We start from the raw sequence: 15755 nt of genomic DNA, 5'->3' as shown, positions 1-15755 counted from the left end.
TCGTTCGCCCCTTCCCTGGCTGGGCACCACCATACCGCCGAGGGTGAGCGAGCGCTTAGAGTGCCCGCTCAGCGGGGTGAACGGGCGGGGCGCGACCGTGCGGGGGCGGGTGGCCGGGCGCGCGGCGGTGAGGGGCGTCAGAGCTTCTCGAAGGGGTCGTGCTCGGCGAGGAGCTTCTCCAGCCTGGCCTGGTCGACCCGGCTGACGATCTGCCCGGCCTCCTGCCGGTCGCGGATCACCTTGGACAGGGTGAACGCCGAGGTCACGAGGTACAGGACCGCGATGGCGAGGAAGGCGCGGACCCAGACGTCGGCGTCCAGGTTGTAGATGCCGATGCCGGTGGCCGCCATGGCGACGGCGAACGACGCGACGGCCTGCCCGTAGAAGGCGGCCGTGTTCTGCTGCTTGACCGGTGTCTCACTCATGGGGACCAGGGTCGACGGATGTGGGGCGCGCCACATCCGTGCGGATACTCAGTCGGGGACCGCTCCCGGTACTCAGAACCCCCGCCGCTCCGGCGCTCAGAACCCCGCCCGCCCCCGGCGCTCAGAACGCCGACACCCCGGTCAGCGCCCGCCCGATGAGGAGCTTCTGTATCTGGCTGGTGCCCTCGTACAGGGTCATCACGCGGGCGTCGCGCAGGAGTTTGCCCACCGGGTACTCGTCGATGTAGCCGTAGCCGCCGAAGACCTGGAGGGCGTTGTTCGCGGCGCGGACGGCGGCCTCGGAGGCGAAGAGTTTGGCCTTGCTCGCCTCGGTGGCGAAGGGCAGGCCCCGGTCGACGAGGTCGGCGACGCGCCAGGTCAGCAGCCGGGCGGCGTCCACGTCGACCGCGATGTCGCTGAGGAGTTCCTGGACGAGTTGGTGGTGGGCGATCGGTCTGCCGAACTGCTCGCGCTCGCCGGCGTACCGGACCGCCGCGTCCAGTGCGGCCTGGGCGATGCCGACGCAGCCCGCGGCGACCGACATCCGGCCCTTGGCGAGCGCCGACATGGCGACACCGAAGCCCTTGCCCTCGGGGCCGAGCATCGCGGAGGCGGGGACGCGGACGCCCTCCAGGACCAGTTCGGCGGTGGCCTGGCCGCGCAGGCCCAGCTTGCCGTGGACGCTGCGGCGGGTCAGGCCGGGGGTGTCGGTGGGGACGAGGAACGCGGTGACGCCCTTGTGGCCGGGGGCGTCGGTGGAGCGGGCGAAGAGGAGGACGACATCGGCCCAGGTTCCGTTGGTGATGAACATCTTGGTGCCGTCGAGGACGTAGTCGTCGCCGTCGCGGACCGCGCGGGTGGCGAGGTTGCCGGCGTCGGAGCCGGTGCCGGGTTCGGTGAGGCCGAAGCAGCCGACGTACTCCCCCGCCGTCAGCCCCGGCAGCCAGCGCCTCTTCTGCTCCTCGCTGCCCCAGGCCGCGATCGTCTTGGCGACCAGGCCGAGGGAGACCGAGACGATGCCGCGCACGGAGGAGTCACCGCGGCCGAGTTCCTCGGTGACCAGGCAGTACGCCAGGTGGTCGCCGCCACAGCCGCCGTACTCCTCGTCGACGGTGAGCCCCAGGAAGCCGACCTCGCCGAGCTTCTTCACGATCGAACGGTCGACGCTCTCGGCGCGGTCCCAGTCCACGACGCGCGGGGCGATCTCGCGCTCCACGAAGTCCCGGGCGAGTCGGCGGACGGCGGTCTGCTCCTCGCTGAGCTCCAGGTTCACGGCGGCTCACCCCTCCTTTAATTATCACTGCTAGTTTAATGGCGCACCCCTACTATGTGCGCCATGGCCCGACCGCGCAAGCCCCTGCTGAGCACCGACCGCATCGTGGAGACGGCACGCCACCTGGTCGACTCGGAGGGGCTGGCGGCCCTGTCCACCCGGCGGCTCGCGGCCGAGCTGGGGGTGAGCGGGCCCTCGCTCTACAACCACTTCCGCACCAAGGACCAGATCCTGGAGGCGGTGGCGGACTCGGTGAGCGCCCAGGTCGACCTGTCGATGTTCGAGGACGGCCGCGACTGGCGCACCGCGCTGCACGACTGGGCGCTCTCCTACCGCGGCGCCCTGCGCGACCATCCGAACATCGTGCCCGTCCTCGCCCGGGGACCCGGACGGCGGCCCGCCGGGCTGCGGGTCGCGGACGCGGTCTTCGGCGCCATGGTCGACGCGGGCTGGCCCGCGGCGCAGGCCACGTCCATCGGGGCGCTGATGCGGTACTTCATCATGGGGTCCGCCCTCGGGTCGTTCGCCGGGGGTTTCGTGGACGACGAGAGCGCGTACGACCCGGCGGACTATCCGCATCTCGGTCAGGCGCACCTGTTGGCCGAACAGCAGGAGAAGGTGGACGAGCGGGCGTTCGAAGCGGGCCTGAACGCGCTGCTGGAGGGCCTCGCGGCGCAGTACGAACGCGTCGTGCGCCAGGGGTCCTAGCCGACCGGACGCCGGCTGGGTCTGAGCAGGCTCCGGCCGCGACTCCGCTCCCCTGCCACGGCCGGCCGGCCCTCCGAGCTCCGCGTCCGAAAATCGCGAGCCTCCGTGCGGCGACCTGCCTAGCCTCGGGGGCATGGCTGAGAACTCCCGGGTCCGTCCCGTCCGTCGTGCCGAGCTGCTCGCCGGTGGGGCCGCCCTCGTGACCGTCGTGCTGTGGGCGTCGGCCTTCGTGTCCATTCGCAGCGCAGGGCAGGCGTACTCGCCGGGGGCGCTGGCACTGGGCCGGCTCACGGCGGGGGCCTTGGCCCTCGGGCTGATCTGGGCGGTACGACGGGAGGGCTGGCCGCCACGGGCCGCGTGGCGCGGGATCGCGGTGTCCGGGGCGCTCTGGTTCGGGTTCTACATGGTCGCCCTGAACTGGGGCGAGCAGCAGGTGGACGCGGGTACGGCCGCGCTGGTCGTGAACATCGGCCCCGTCCTGATCGCCCTGCTCGGCGCCCGTCTGCTGGGCGACCCGATGCCGCCCCGGCTGCTCGCGGGCATGGCGGTGTCGTTCGCGGGCGCCGTCGCGGTGGGTCTGTCGATGTCCGAGGAGGGCGGCGCGTCGGTGCTGGGCGTCGTGCTGTGCGTGTTGGCGGCGGTCGCGTACGCGGGCGGCGTGGTCGCGCAGAAGCCCGCGCTGGGCTCGGCGAGCGCCCTTCAGATGACCACCTTCGGCTGTCTCGTCGGCGCGGTGCTGTGCCTGCCGTTCGCCGGGCACCTGGTGCGGGACGCGGCCGACGCGCCGCTCTCCGCGACCCTCAACATGGTCTACCTGGGCGTCTTCCCGACCGCGCTGGCGTTCACCACCTGGGCGTACGCCCTGGCCCGTACGACCGCGAGCCGGATGGGCGCCACCACGTACGCCGTGCCCGCGCTGGTCGTCCTCATGTCCTGGCTGGCGCTCGACGAGGTGCCGGGACCGCTCACCCTGGCCGGTGGCGCGCTGTGCCTGGCCGGTGTGGCGGTGTCCCGGTCACGGCCGCGGCTGCGGGCGCGGGCGCGGGCGCGGGCCGGAGCCCGGGGTGCCGCGGACGGCACGGCGGTGACCGGTGCGGCCGAGGTTGCGGAGGTCGCGGTGGCCGTGGCTCCGGACACGGTTCCGGAGCCACGGCCAAGGCGCGACCAGACTTCCTAGCCGACGCGGCGGCTAACCGACCTGTTCCGCCGGCTCCGCCTGTGGGGCCGGTTCGGTGCGCGCACTCGCCCGGCGGGCGAGGACCCTGATCGACAGGAGCGCCACCACCGAGAGCACGATGATGTACGCGGACACCGCCATGGACGTGCCGGTGGCCTCCAGCAGCAGCACCATCAGGAACGGCGCCAGGCCACCGCCGAGGACCGCCGCGATCTGGTAGCCGAGCGAGGCACCCGTGTACCGCATCTCGGGTGTGAACAGCTCGGCGAACAGGGCGGCCTGCGGCCCGTACATGATGCTGAGGAAGCAGCTGGCGACGAAGGTGCCGACGGCCAGCCACACCAGGGAGCGGGTGTCGATGAGCAGGAACAGCGGCACGGCCCACAGGGCGATCCCGGCCGCGCCGAACGCGTAGATCCGGATCCGGCCGACCCGGTCGGAGAGGGCCGCGGCGGCGGGGATCAGGACGAGCTGGGTGAGGCTGACACAGAGCGAGACGGCGAGGACCGCGCCGCGCCTCATGTCGAGTTCACGGGTGGTGTAGTCGAGGACGCCGGTGATGAGGATGTAGAACGTCGCGGTGTTCACGGCGAAGGAACCGCCGGCGAGGAGGACCGTACCGAGGTGGCCGCGGAGGATCGTCCTGAGCGGCGAACTCTTCTCGCTCCTCTCCTGCTCCGCGAGCGCCCGCTCCGCCGCCCGGAACTCTGGGGTCTCCTCGACCTTGCGGTGGATGTACCAGGCCAGGCCGAGGACGAACAGGCCGATCAGGAACGGAATACGCCACCCCCACGCCACGAAGGCGCTCTCGTCGGTGGCCGCGCCCACGACGAGGAACACGGTGTTGGCGCTCACCACACCGATCGGCACGCCGAGCTGGACGAAGCTGCCGTACACCCCGCGCTTGCCCTCGGGGGCGTACTCGGTGGCGAGCAGCATCGCGCCACCCCACTGGGCGCCGACGGCGACGCCCTGGGCGACCCGGAGGAGCACGAGCAGGACCGGAGCGGCGATCCCGATCGTCTCGTACGTGGGGAGGAGGCCGATGCCGGTGGTGGCGAGGCCCATCAGGGTGAGGGCCAGGACCAGCATCGGCTTGCGGCCGCGCTTGTCACCGAGGTGACCGGCGACGATGCCGCCGAGGGGGCGGGCGAGGAAGCCGACGGCGAAGGTGGCGAACGCGGCGAGGACGCCGGCGGAGGAGCTGCCGGCGGGGAAGTAGAGGTCGCCGAGGACGAGGGCCGCGGCTATGCCGAAGACGAAGTAGTCGTACCACTCGACCGCCGAGGCGAGGGCCGCGGCGGTGGCGACCTTGCGGCGGTGGCGGGGGTCGGGCTGCGGGGGACGGGGAGAAGGAGCGGTGTCCATGCGTGCACACTCCGATGGGTGCGGGGACGTTCCGGGGAACGTACTGACCGGACGGTATGTCGGTCAACGGTTGTGCACGGGTGGGTTCTGGGTTGCCTGATGCGTCGGGGGTGCGCGTGGGTGTGGCCGGTGCGGGTGCGTGGGGGTTTCTCGCGCAGTCCCCCGCGCCCCTGAAGGCTTCGTGCCGGCCCGGCCTCCAGATGAAAAGCACGGGGCCGCAGGCCCCTGCTTTTCGGGGGCGCGGGGAATTGCGCGATCAGCCCCCACGCACTCGCACGGTATGTATGCCGGTCAGAACGTCACCACCGCCCGGCCGCCCTTGCCCGCGCGCATGTTGTCGAAGGCTGCCGGGATGTCGGCCAGCGAGATGCGGTCCGTGACCAGTGCGCCGAGGTCGAGGCGTCCGGCCCGGACGTGGTCGGCCAGGACCGGCAGGTCCCTCGCCGGGTCGGAGTTGCCGTACACGCAGCCGGACAGGGTGCGACCCCAGTGGAAGATCTCCAGCGCGTTGAAGGTGACCTGCTGCTCCTTGCCGCCGATCCCCACGACCGTCGTGCGCCCGCCCCGCCGCGTGGATTCCCAGGCCGTACGGATCGTCACCGCCCGCCCCACGCACTCCACGGCGACGTCGACCCCCTGCTTCCCGGTCAGCGCCCGGATCTCGCGGGCGGTGTCCTCGGAGGCGACGACGAAGTCCGTGGCCCCGGCCGCCCGCGCCAGCTCCTCCTTCGCCGGGGAGACGTCCACCGCCACGATGCGCGACGCGCCCGCGATCCGCGCCGCCTGGAGCGCCGCCAGGCCCACTCCGCCGACGCCGAACACCGCGACGGTCTCGCCCTCCCGCACCCGCGCCGAGTGGTGCACCGCCCCGTACCCGGTCAGGACGGCGCAGCCGAGGAGCGCCGCGTCGGTGAGCGGGATGCCGTCCGGGGCGGGGAGTACGCACCCGGCGGCCACCACCGTCTCCTCCGCGAACGCGGCCACGTTCAGGCCGGGGTGGAGGTCCGTGCCGTCGGAGGCGCGCCGGGCGTACACGTTGCCCACGCCGGCCAGCGCGTTCGCGCACAGCCACACCTCCCCGAGCGAGCACGCGTGACAACTCCCGCAGGACGGGGCCCAGTTGAGGACGACCCCGGCGCCGGGCGAGACATGGGTGACCCCCTCCCCCACGGCCACTACCGTCCCCGCGCCCTCGTGGCCCAGCACGGCGGGCACCGGAACCCGCATCGTCCCGTCGGACAGCGACAGGTCGGAGTGGCAGACCCCGGCGGCGGCGAGCCGCACCCGGACCTGGCCGGGCCCGGGCTCCGGCAGCTCGATCTCGGTGATCTCCAACGGCGCCCCGACGGCGGGCAGTACGGCGGCTCGAACGGTCATGACGGAACGACTCTCCTAGGGCAAGGGCAGCGGGCGACGGCAACGGCGGCGGGCAGGCGCTGGGGGGAGCGGGGACGGCGGCGGGACCAGGGTCTGTCGTTTGGATCATGCCGGCTTCGGGCTACGGCACCTTGTGGCGACCCAGGCATGACTCAAACGACAGGCCCTAGAACTGCAGGGACTTGGTCTGGAGGTATTCGGCCAGGCCGTGGGCGCCCAGTTCACGGCCGACCCCCGACTGCTTGTAGCCACCGAAGGGTGCCCGCGGGTTGAAGCGGCCGCCGTTGATGTCGACCTGGCCGGTGTCCATGCGGCGGGCGAAGGCGACCGCCTCGGCCTCGTCGCCGGCCCAGACGGCGCCGGCGAGCCCGTACACCGTGCCGTTGGCGATGCGCAGGGCGTCCTGCTCGTCCTCGTAACGGAGGACGGACAGCACGGGGCCGAAGATCTCCTCCTGGGCGACGGTCATTTCGGGGGTCACGTCGGCCAGGACGGTGGGGCTCACGAAGTAGCCTCGCTCGCGCGGGGATTCGGGGCCGCCGGCCGCCAGCCTGGCGCCCTCGGCAAGGCCCTTCTCGATGTATCCGCGCACCCGGTCCCGCTGCTTGGCGTTGACCAGCGGGCCGAGGCGGTCCCCGTATTTCGCGGCGGCGGTCGCGGCCAGCTCGACCGCCTCCTCGTACTGGGAGGCGTGCACCAGCATCCGGGTCCAGGCGCTGCACGTCTGGCCCGAGTTGGACATGACGTTGGCGACGCCGGCGCCGACCGCCTTGGCGAGGTCGGCGCTCGGGAGGATGACGTTGGCGGACTTGCCGCCGAGTTCCAGGGCCACCCGCTTGATCGCCGCGCCCGCGGTGGCGCCGATGCCGCGGCCGACGGCCGTCGAGCCGGTGAAGGACACCATGTCGACGCCGTCGTGCGCGGCGAGGGCCTGCCCTGCGACCGCGCCGAGACCGGTGACCAGGTTGAACACCCCTGCGGGCACCCCCGCCTCGTGCACGGCCTCCGCGAACAACTGGGCGACGAGCGGGGTGTCCTCGGCGGGCTTCAGGACGACCGCGCAGCCCGCCGCCAGCGCCGGGGCGACCTTGGCGACGATCTGGTGCAGCGGGTAGTTCCAGGGGGTGATCGCGCCGACGACGCCGATGGGCTCGTGGAACACGGTCGAGTTGCCGACCCTCTCCTCGAAGGCGTGCGTCGCGGCCAGCTCGGCGTACGAGCCCGCGACCGTGATCGGCAGGTCGGCGTGCACCTTCTGGGAGAACGGCAGCGGCGAGCCGAGCTCCGCCGTCACCGTCTCGGCGATCTCCTCCCGGCGCGCGGCGAGCGCGTCCCGCAGCGCGCCGATCACCGCGCCGCGCTGCGCGGGCGGCGTGGCGGCCCAGCCCGGCAGGGCCGCCCGTGCGGCGCGTACGGCGGCGTCGACGTCCTCGGCGGTGCCGGCCGGGACTAGGCCGATCACCTGCTCGTCGACCGGGTTCACCACCTCGATCGTGTCGGTGCCGGCGGCGGGCCGCCAGTCGCCGCCGATGTACATGCCGTCGTGTGCCTTCATCGTGGTGCCTTCCGCTGCGCCGCCGAGTGGTCCGCACCAAAAACTAGCTCTGATAGTTTTCCGACACCAGAGCGGAGGGCTGTGACGACCGCCCCGTCCGGAGCCGTCCGGAGGGGCCGCCTCAGAAGTCGACGCGGGTGCGGTCGTCCACGCGCGCCACCGCCTCCTGTCCGAAGGCCTTCCGGTAGTCGACGCGGATCTCCTCGATTCTCCGGTCGCTCGCGGCGGCGGCCGACACCGGGTACAGCAGAGTCAGCTCGTACGACCGTTCCGTCTCGATGACGCCGTTCGCGTCCCGCCACTGGCCGCGCCCCTGCTGCACGGTGAGCCCGTCCGGGAAGCCGGGTGTGACCTCCTGGTCGACGAAGTCCATGAACTCCTCGTCGGTGACGGCCGGTCCGCCGTCGGGCCGCTCCGTGCCGAAGAACAGCCGGGTCTCGATGTACGGGGCCCCGTGCCCGGGCGCCACGACGGGGCCGGAGGAGACGTCGTCGGCGAGGGTGGCGTACGCCGTCGGGGCCCCGACGGCGAGCAGGCAGGCGGCCGCCGTGAGGGCGGCGCGGGGGCGGGTGAGGTGCCGGGCGAGGGCGGGGCGCCGGGGATGAGTGGAATGCGGGGTCATGCCCACACCTGTAACGGAACCGCCGACTCCGGGGCGTCGGCCGCGCCGGAGAGGGACCGCGCGTGCGCCCGTACGCCCCCGGAGCCGCCGAGAAGCCGACCGCCGCTCCCCGCGCGCCGATTCACTCCCCCCGCACCCGGCGCCGGTTGCCGCCTGCGCGCGGGCTCCGGTCACCCCCTCCCCCCGGCGCCTCGGACGTCGGTGAGGTGGGCGAAGACGACGACGTTGCTGGCGTAGCCCTTCCTCCGGTCGTACACCCCGCCACAGGTGATCAGGCGCAGCTCGGGGCGCTTCCGGGTGCCGTAGACCAGTTCGTTGGGGAAGTGGGCCTTCTCGTACGTCTTCACGGCGTCCACCGTGTAGACGGCGGTACGGCCGTCGGCGCGCCGGACCTCGACGACGCGACCCCGCTTGACCATGTCCAGCGCGGCGAACACGGCCGGTCCCGTCCGGGTGTCGCGGTGGCCGACCACGACCGCCGTACCGGGGCCGCCGGGCGCGGGGCCCGCCGCGTACCAGCCGACCAGCTTCGGTCTGTCGTCCGGTGGCGCGGGCAGCCGCCCCTCGCGGTCGAGGCGGAGTTCCATGACCGGGGCCTTGATCCCGAGGTAGGGGATGCTGACGGTCTTCGCCGGCGAGTGGGGAAGCGTACGGGGCCCCGCGGGCCCACGCGACGTCGCCGGCCGCCCGGGGGTGGGGCGGGCGGACTCGGCCGGAGCGGGGCGCATCGGCCGGCCGGCCGTCGGGCCGGGAGCCCCGGCGGGGGCGGACCCCGCGGACCCCTGACCCTCGGTGACCCCACCTCCTCCCGAAGCCGCCGCCCGCGAAGGCGATCCCGGCACCCCCGACCCACCGGAGAACGCACCGGACCCACCGGACCCACCGGACCCACCGGCCGCATCAGACCCCCCGGAGGCCACCGCGCCCCGCGCCGCCGACGCGGCACTCTCCCCCGAACGCCCGCCGGGCGCCGCTCCACCCCCGGACGGCGCCCCGGGCGCTGACCCGGCCCCCGAAGGGACCCCGGCTGCCGTGGTCGCGTCCGGTGGTGTGCGGGATGTGGTCGCCGTCGTGGGGCGCGCCGTGGGCAACGGCGTGGGGGGTGGGGAGTACCCGGGCGCGGGGGCGCGCGATGTCCCCGCATCGCGCGCCCCCCGGGCCCCGGCGAGGTCGGCCCCGTGGGGGCCGCCCCGCTCGTCGTCCTTCGCCCAGTTCGCGAGGCTCACCACCAGCACGACGGTCAGCACGATCGTCCGGGTGAGGCGGTAGGCGCGCGTCCGGTGCCAGGGCCGCGGGGCGCGTCTACGCGGCGCCATCGGCGCGACGACGGCGCAGCCGCAGATAGGCGGCCCCGCCCACCGCCGCGAGGCCCACGGCGGCCGTCCCGGCGACCGGCGAGAAGTCCTTGGTCATGGCGAGACCGCCGCCGCCGGCCGGCGGGCCTCCGTTGGGCGCGACGGGGCAGTTCACGTTGAAGTCCTTGAACCTGGGCGCGGCCGCTTCGCCGACGATCCGCCAGGTCAGCCGGTAGTCGCCCTCCTGGAACCGCACGGCACCCTCGGGGGTCACCGGCGGGGTGTAGCCGCTGCCGTCGTCCGCGAGCGCGATGGTGCCCTCGGCGATGGGGTTGGGGACCGGGGCGGGCGGCAGCTTGTTGATGCTCCAGGCGATGCTCTGTCCCGCGCGGAAGTTGAACGCGGCCAGATAGAAGTCGCAGACGTTCGGCTGGTGGCGCTGGTTGCTGAACGGGAAGCCCACCCGGTGGATCTTGACATCGGGGTCACCCGGCGCCGCGAGGGCGGCCGGTGTCGAGATCATGGTGACTCCCATGGCGGTGAGCGTCGCGAGGACGGCGGCACTCGCACGTGCTCCGGCGCGGCGGGGGCGGGACGAGGTGGACATGCAAGACCTCCGAGTCAGGTGATTGTCATACAAATCACGCTTTTACCTGACTCTCTGTCACATCACAGGGAAAACGGCGGGAGCCGCGCCTCACACGCCGTCAGATATCCCTCTTCCGGCTCAAGACCGCCCCGATCCGGGAGCCGCGCCGCCCGGCGGAACGCTCCTCCCCTCCGCTCCCCCGCGCCGGGGCGGCCGGGGAGCGCAGGGCGATCCCCGCCGACGCCAGCAGCAGCGCGCCGAGCATCACGAACGGCGCGGCCACTCCCGCGACACCGGCGACCAGACCCGCGGCGGCCGGCGCCGCGACCTGCCCGAGCCGGTTGCCCGTGAGCCGGAGCGCGAGGGCGGTGGAGCGGGCGTCCTCCGGGGCGGCGTGCACGACCGTCGTCATGGACAGCGGCTGCCCGACCCCTAGGCAGAAGCCGAGCGCGGCGAGCACCAGGGCCAGCGCCCACACGGGCACCGGCACCGCGATCCCCGCGCACAGCACGGCACCGAGCAGACAGGTCACGGTGAGCAGGGCGGTCCGGCCGAGCCACCGCAGCATGGGCGTCATCACCAGACGGCAGGCGATGCTGGCGGCGGCGCGCAGGCTCAGCAGGAGGCCGATGACGGACGGCGCGATGCCCCGTTCCTCCCCGACGACCGGGAGGTAGGCGGTGAGGATGTCGGTCGCCGACAGCACCGCGAGGCTGATGACGATGCCGCCGGGCACTCCTCTGGTGCGCAGGATGCGGTGCACGGGGACCCGCTCGCCCTGCTCGGGGCGGGAGTCGGGGTCCACGGGGCGCTCTATGCGCCACAGCGACGTGAACGCGACCGCCGCCCCCGCGCCGGTCACCACCAGCGCCAGGGCACTCGTCCGCGCCATGTCCGGGCCGCCGATGAGGGCGCCGGCGGCGATCGGGCCGATCAGCTGGCCGAGGGAGGCGCCGATGGTGAAGTGGCCGAAGTTGCGGTCGTGTTCGTGCGGCGCGGACTGCCGGGCGACCAGCGACTGGGCGCCGATGACGAAGGAGAGATGACCGAGGCCCATCACCCCGCTCCAGACGGCCATGGTCACCAGCGAGTTCGCCAGACCGCTCAGGGCGCAGCCACCGGCGATGAGGACGACACCGACGGGCAGCAGGGGCGCGCACCGCCCCCGGTCGGTCCTGCGGCCGAGCGGGACTGCGGCGAACAGCGGGAGCAGGGCGTAGACCCCCGCGATCACACCGATCGCCCGCTCGTCGGCGCCCAGCGCGAGGGCCCGGTAGGAGACGGCGGGCCGCGCCATCGACACCGCCCCCTGCGCGAAGCTGAAGGCGATGACGAGGCGAAGCAGCCAGCCGCGATTCCTGCCGGGCCTCACGACGAGGTTCCTCCTTGACTCGACCGACGGCGCCCGTCGGCTCAGATGATGCCCATCAGGATCCCGGCGCCCAGGATGACCAGCGAGGTGACCGCCGCCCACTTCACGACGAACCGGGTGTGGTCGCCGAACTCGACCTTCGCCATGCCCACGAGGACGTAGACGGCGGGCACGAGCGGGCTGGACATGTGGAGCGGCTGGCCGACGAGGGAGGCGCGGGCGATCTCCAGGGGCGAGACACCGTGCGCGGCACCGGCCTCGGCGAGGACCGGCAGGACACCGAAGTAGAAGCCGTCGTTGGACATGAAGTACGTGAGCGGCAGGCTCAGGAAGCCGGTGACGAGGGCCATGTGCGGGCCCATGCCCTCGGGGATGCCGTCGACGATCCACTTGGCCATGGAGTCGACCATGCCGGTGCCCTGGAGGACGCCGGTGAAGACGGCGGCGGCGAAGACCATGCCGGAGACGTTGAGGACGTTGTCGGCGTGGGCGGCGAGCCGGGCCTTCTGGTCGGGGATGTGGGGGAAGTTGACCGTCAGGGCGAGCGCGGCGCCGAGGATGAACAGCACCGGGATCGGCAGCCACTCCATGATCATGGCGGTGAGCAGCGTGACCGTGAGCAGCGCGTTGAACCAGTACAGCTTGGGGCGCAGCGTCGGGCGATCGGGGTCCAGGCCCTGGAGGCGGACGTCGTCGGCGTCGTCGCCCTCGGGGTCGGCGTCCGTGCCGGAGCCGGCGCCGCCGGCGGTCTTCGCCGTACGGACCTTGTCGTCACCGGAGCCGGCGGCGGAGGCGCCCGCGCCGACGAGCACGGTCTCCTCGGACTGCTCCTGCTCCTCGTCCTTGACGATCTTGTCCTGCTCCAGGACCTCGTCGAGGCTCAGCACACCGAGGCGCTTGCGCTCGCGCAGACCGAGGAAGTAGGAGAGGACGAAGACGAAGAGGAGGCCGACGGCGAGCGCCGGGATCATCGGGACGAAGATGTCGCCCGCGTCGAGCTTGAGCGCGGTGGCGGCGCGGGCGGTCGGGCCGCCCCAGGGCAGCGTGTTCATCACGCCGTTGGCCGTGGCGGCGACACCGGTCATGACGACGAGGCTCATCTTCAGGCGCTTGTACAGCGGGTACATCGCCGAGACGGTGATCATGAAGGTGGTGGAGCCGTCGCCGTCGAGCGAGACGATCGCGGCGAGCAGGGCCGTGCCGACGACGATGCGCAGCGGGTCGGCCTTGCAGAACTTCAGGATGCCTCGGACGATCGGGTCGAAGAGGCCGACGTCGATCATGAGGCCGAAGTAGACGATGGCGAACATGAGCATCGCGGCGGTGGGCGCGAGGTTGCCCACCCCCTCGATGACGTAGTCGCCGAGCTTGGCGCCCTTCCCTACGAAGACGCAGAAGAGAGCGGGGATCAGCACGAGCGCCGCGATCGGCGACATCTTCTTCATCATGATCAGGACCAGGAAGGTCGCGATCATGGCAAAGCCGAGGATGGTCAACATGTGGATACCTAACGTTCGCCCTTGAACTCCCACCAGGGCACCGGCGGTGCGACGACGTTAGGGCGGCTCCACAAGCGTTAACAAGATGTTGACATGCGAGCAATAAGCGCAAAACTCCAGGTCACAGCGTTGCGCCTGCTCGCGCGAGCTCCACGGGCACTCCGTTGAGGACCGCGTTGCCCGACAGTGGATCAAGGAGCGAGCCGTCGAGGAGCTGGTTGACGTTGACGCCGGGGTCGAGCGCGGCGTGGCTCATCCGGGTGCCCGGCCGGTCGTGTCCCCAGCCGTGCGGAAGGCTCACCACGCCCCGGCGTACGCCGTCGGTGACCTCCGCGGGGGCGGTGACCTCTCCCCCGGCGCCCTTGATCCGTACGGCGTCCCCGTCGGTGATGTCGAGGCGTGCGGCGTCCTCGGGGTGGATGTGCAGCGTGCAGCGGTTGGTGCCGCCGGTGAGGGCGGGCACGTTGTGGAGCCAGCTGTTGTTGGACCGCAGGTGGCGGCGGCCGATGAGGACGAGGCCGTCCGGGCGTTCCCCGAGGGCCGTGCGAAGCCGCGGCAGGTCGTCGGCGATCGGCCCCGGCAGCAGCTCGACCTTGCCGCTGACCGTCTTGAGCGGCTGGGGCAGCCGGGGCTGGAGGGGCCCGAGGTCGATGCCGTGCGGGTGGGCGAGCAGTCGCTCCAGGTTCAGGCCTTCGGGGTCGGCGCCGAAGCCGTCGCCGTACGGGCCGAGGCGCAGCATCATGTCGAGCCGCCGTTCGGGGCCGCTCTCACCGGTGAGCAGGGCGGCCAACTCCTTGGGGTCCCGGCCGTGGACGGGCGAGTGGGCCTCCTTGACGGCCCTGCCGAGGGTCTGGCCGATGACCAGGTCGTCGACGGCGGAGGGATCGGCGCCGTGCATGCCGGTGGCGGCGAGGGTCAGGCGCGCGAGGATCTCGGTCTCCGCCAGGCGGCCGTCCTCCAGGGGTACGGCGGCCCGGTTGTAGCGGACCTGGTTGCGGACGGCGAACGCGTTGAAAGCGAAGTCGAAGTGCGGGGCCTGCGAGGGCGGGGGCGGCGGCAGGACGACATCGGCGTGCCGGGCGGTCTCGTTCAGGTAGGGGTCGACGCTGACCATGAAGTCGAGCGAGTCGAGCGCCTTGTCGAGGCGGTCGCCGTCGGGCGCGGAGAGCACGGGGTTGGCGGCGACGACGACCAGGGCGCGGACGGGGCTGCCCTCGGGTGTGGCGGTGTCGATCTCCTCGGCGAGCGCGGACAGCGGCAGTTCGCCCTTGGCCTCGGGGTGGCCGCTCACCCGGCTGTGCCAGCGGCCGAGGGCGAAGCCGCGGCCGGGTCCGGCGGGCCGTGGCGTCTTGTCGGTGGCGGCGAGGGGGAACAGGGCGCCGCCGGGCCGGTCGAGGTTGCCGGTGAGGATGTTGAGGACGTCGACCAGCCAGCTGGCGAGGGTGCCGTGCGGGACGGTGCAGCTGCCGATGCGGCCGTAGACGGCGGCGGTGGGCGCGGCGGCCAGTTCACGGGCCATGGCCCGGATCACGCCGGCGTCCACGTCGCAGGCGTCGGCGGCGGCCTCGGGGCTGAAAGCCCGCACGGCTGCGGCGAGTTCCTCGACGCCCAGGACGTTCGGGGCGAGATCGCCGAGGTCGACGAGGTCCTCCTCGAACAGGACGTGCGCCATCGCCGCGAGGAGCAGCGCGTCCGTGCCGGGGCGGACGGCCACGTGCCGGTCGGCCAGCTTGGCGGTGCGTGTCAGCCGCGGGTCGACGACGGTGAGGGTGCCGCCGCGGGCCTTGAGCGCCTTGAGCCTGCCGGGGAAGTCGGGGGCGGTGCACAGACTGCCGTTGGACTCCAGCGGGTTGGCGCCGAGGAGCAGCAGGTGGTCGGTGCGGTCGAGGTCCGGTACGGGGATGGCGTGGGCGTCGCCGTAGAGGAGTCCGCTGGAGACGTGCTTGGGCATCTGGTCGACCGTGGAGGCGGTGAACAGGCTGCGGGTGCCGAGCCCGGCGAGGAGGACGGGCGGGTAGAGGGCGCCCGCCATGGTGTGCACGTTGGGGTTGCCGAGGACGACGCCGACGGCGTGCGGGCCGTGCGCCTCGACGACCGGGCGCAGTCCGGCGGCGACGGCGTCGAAGGCCTCCGCCCAGGTGGCCTCCCGCAGTTCCCCGTCCTTGCGGACCAGCGGGGTGCGCAGCCGGTCGGGGTCGCCGTCGGCCGCGCCGAACGAGGCGCCCTTCGGGCAGATGAACCCCTTGCTGAAGACGTCGTCCCGGTCACCGCGGGCCTTGGTGACCCGGGTGCCCTCGATGGTGAGGGTGAGCCCGCAGGTGGCCTCGCAGAGCGGGCAGATCCGCAGGGCGGTGCGGGAGTCGGGGGTGGTGGACACGGGTCCTCCCGGAGGGCGACGGCGTTGGCGCTCGGACGGGCGCCGCGCGCACGGAGGGCGCGGCGCCGCAGCCGAGCATACCGACCGGTATGCATCAGCGGGAGGGGCGAGCGGGGAC

13 protein-coding genes are annotated in these 15755 nt (G+C 73.0%); 2 read left to right on the top strand and 11 right to left on the bottom strand.

Annotated features, from left to right (window positions below):
- Window positions 1–137: 137 nt before the first annotated feature.
- Complete coding sequence (locus ACZ4Z3_RS23460; protein ID WP_055539889.1) at window positions 138–425, bottom strand: YiaA/YiaB family inner membrane protein; 288 nt, start codon at window positions 423–425, stop codon at window positions 138–140.
- 121 nt (window positions 426–546) lie between these two features.
- Window positions 547–1698 (bottom strand): acyl-CoA dehydrogenase family protein, encoded by a 1152-nt coding sequence (locus ACZ4Z3_RS23455; RefSeq protein ID WP_468502846.1) that lies wholly within the window; start codon window positions 1696–1698, stop codon window positions 547–549.
- Between the two features lie 63 nt (window positions 1699–1761).
- Between ACZ4Z3_RS23455 and ACZ4Z3_RS23450 the strand changes: the two genes are divergently transcribed.
- The gene (locus tag ACZ4Z3_RS23450; protein ID WP_468502845.1) at window positions 1762–2406 is read left to right on the top strand and encodes a TetR/AcrR family transcriptional regulator; all 645 of its coding nucleotides are present in this window, start codon (window positions 1762–1764) and stop codon (window positions 2404–2406) included.
- 133 nt (window positions 2407–2539) lie between these two features.
- Window positions 2540–3583, top strand: coding sequence for a DMT family transporter (locus ACZ4Z3_RS23445; RefSeq protein ID WP_468502844.1), 1044 nt, complete (start codon window positions 2540–2542; stop codon window positions 3581–3583).
- A gap of 12 nt (window positions 3584–3595) precedes the next feature.
- Here ACZ4Z3_RS23445 and ACZ4Z3_RS23440 read toward each other — a convergent pair whose 3' ends face one another.
- The 9 genes from ACZ4Z3_RS23440 to ACZ4Z3_RS23400 form a co-directional block, all read right to left on the bottom strand.
- Complete coding sequence (locus ACZ4Z3_RS23440; RefSeq protein WP_468502843.1) at window positions 3596–4951, bottom strand: MFS transporter; 1356 nt, start codon at window positions 4949–4951, stop codon at window positions 3596–3598.
- A 291-nt stretch (window positions 4952–5242) separates the two neighbouring features.
- Window positions 5243–6328 carry a Zn-dependent alcohol dehydrogenase gene (locus ACZ4Z3_RS23435; protein WP_468502842.1) on the bottom strand — a complete coding sequence of 362 codons (1086 nt, stop codon included), beginning with the start codon at window positions 6326–6328 and terminating at the stop codon, window positions 5243–5245.
- 166 nt (window positions 6329–6494) lie between these two features.
- Window positions 6495–7883 (bottom strand): aldehyde dehydrogenase family protein, encoded by a 1389-nt coding sequence (locus ACZ4Z3_RS23430; protein ID WP_468502841.1) that lies wholly within the window; start codon window positions 7881–7883, stop codon window positions 6495–6497.
- 121 nt (window positions 7884–8004) lie between these two features.
- Entirely contained in the window at window positions 8005–8505 is a 501-nt protein-coding gene (locus ACZ4Z3_RS23425) for a DUF3574 domain-containing protein (protein WP_468502840.1), read from the bottom strand.
- A 170-nt stretch (window positions 8506–8675) separates the two neighbouring features.
- The gene (locus ACZ4Z3_RS23420; protein ID WP_468502839.1) at window positions 8676–9233 is read right to left on the bottom strand and encodes a class F sortase; all 558 of its coding nucleotides are present in this window, start codon (window positions 9231–9233) and stop codon (window positions 8676–8678) included.
- A 574-nt stretch (window positions 9234–9807) separates the two neighbouring features.
- Window positions 9808–10407: a hypothetical protein gene (locus ACZ4Z3_RS23415; RefSeq protein WP_468502838.1), complete on the bottom strand. Its 600-nt coding sequence runs from the start codon at window positions 10405–10407 to the stop codon at window positions 9808–9810.
- A 100-nt stretch (window positions 10408–10507) separates the two neighbouring features.
- Window positions 10508–11761: an MFS transporter gene (locus ACZ4Z3_RS23410; RefSeq protein WP_468502837.1), complete on the bottom strand. Its 1254-nt coding sequence runs from the start codon at window positions 11759–11761 to the stop codon at window positions 10508–10510.
- 41 nt (window positions 11762–11802) lie between these two features.
- Window positions 11803–13260: a CitMHS family transporter gene (locus tag ACZ4Z3_RS23405; protein ID WP_468502836.1), complete on the bottom strand. Its 1458-nt coding sequence runs from the start codon at window positions 13258–13260 to the stop codon at window positions 11803–11805.
- A gap of 121 nt (window positions 13261–13381) precedes the next feature.
- On the bottom strand, window positions 13382–15637 hold the full coding sequence (locus tag ACZ4Z3_RS23400) for a molybdopterin oxidoreductase family protein (protein WP_468502835.1): 2256 nt from the start codon (window positions 15635–15637) through the stop codon (window positions 13382–13384).
- Window positions 15638–15755: the final 118 nt, after the last annotated feature.

Source organism: Streptomyces sp. NPDC030296 (assembly GCF_055572815.1).
This window is presented reverse-complemented; position numbering and strand designations above follow the sequence as displayed.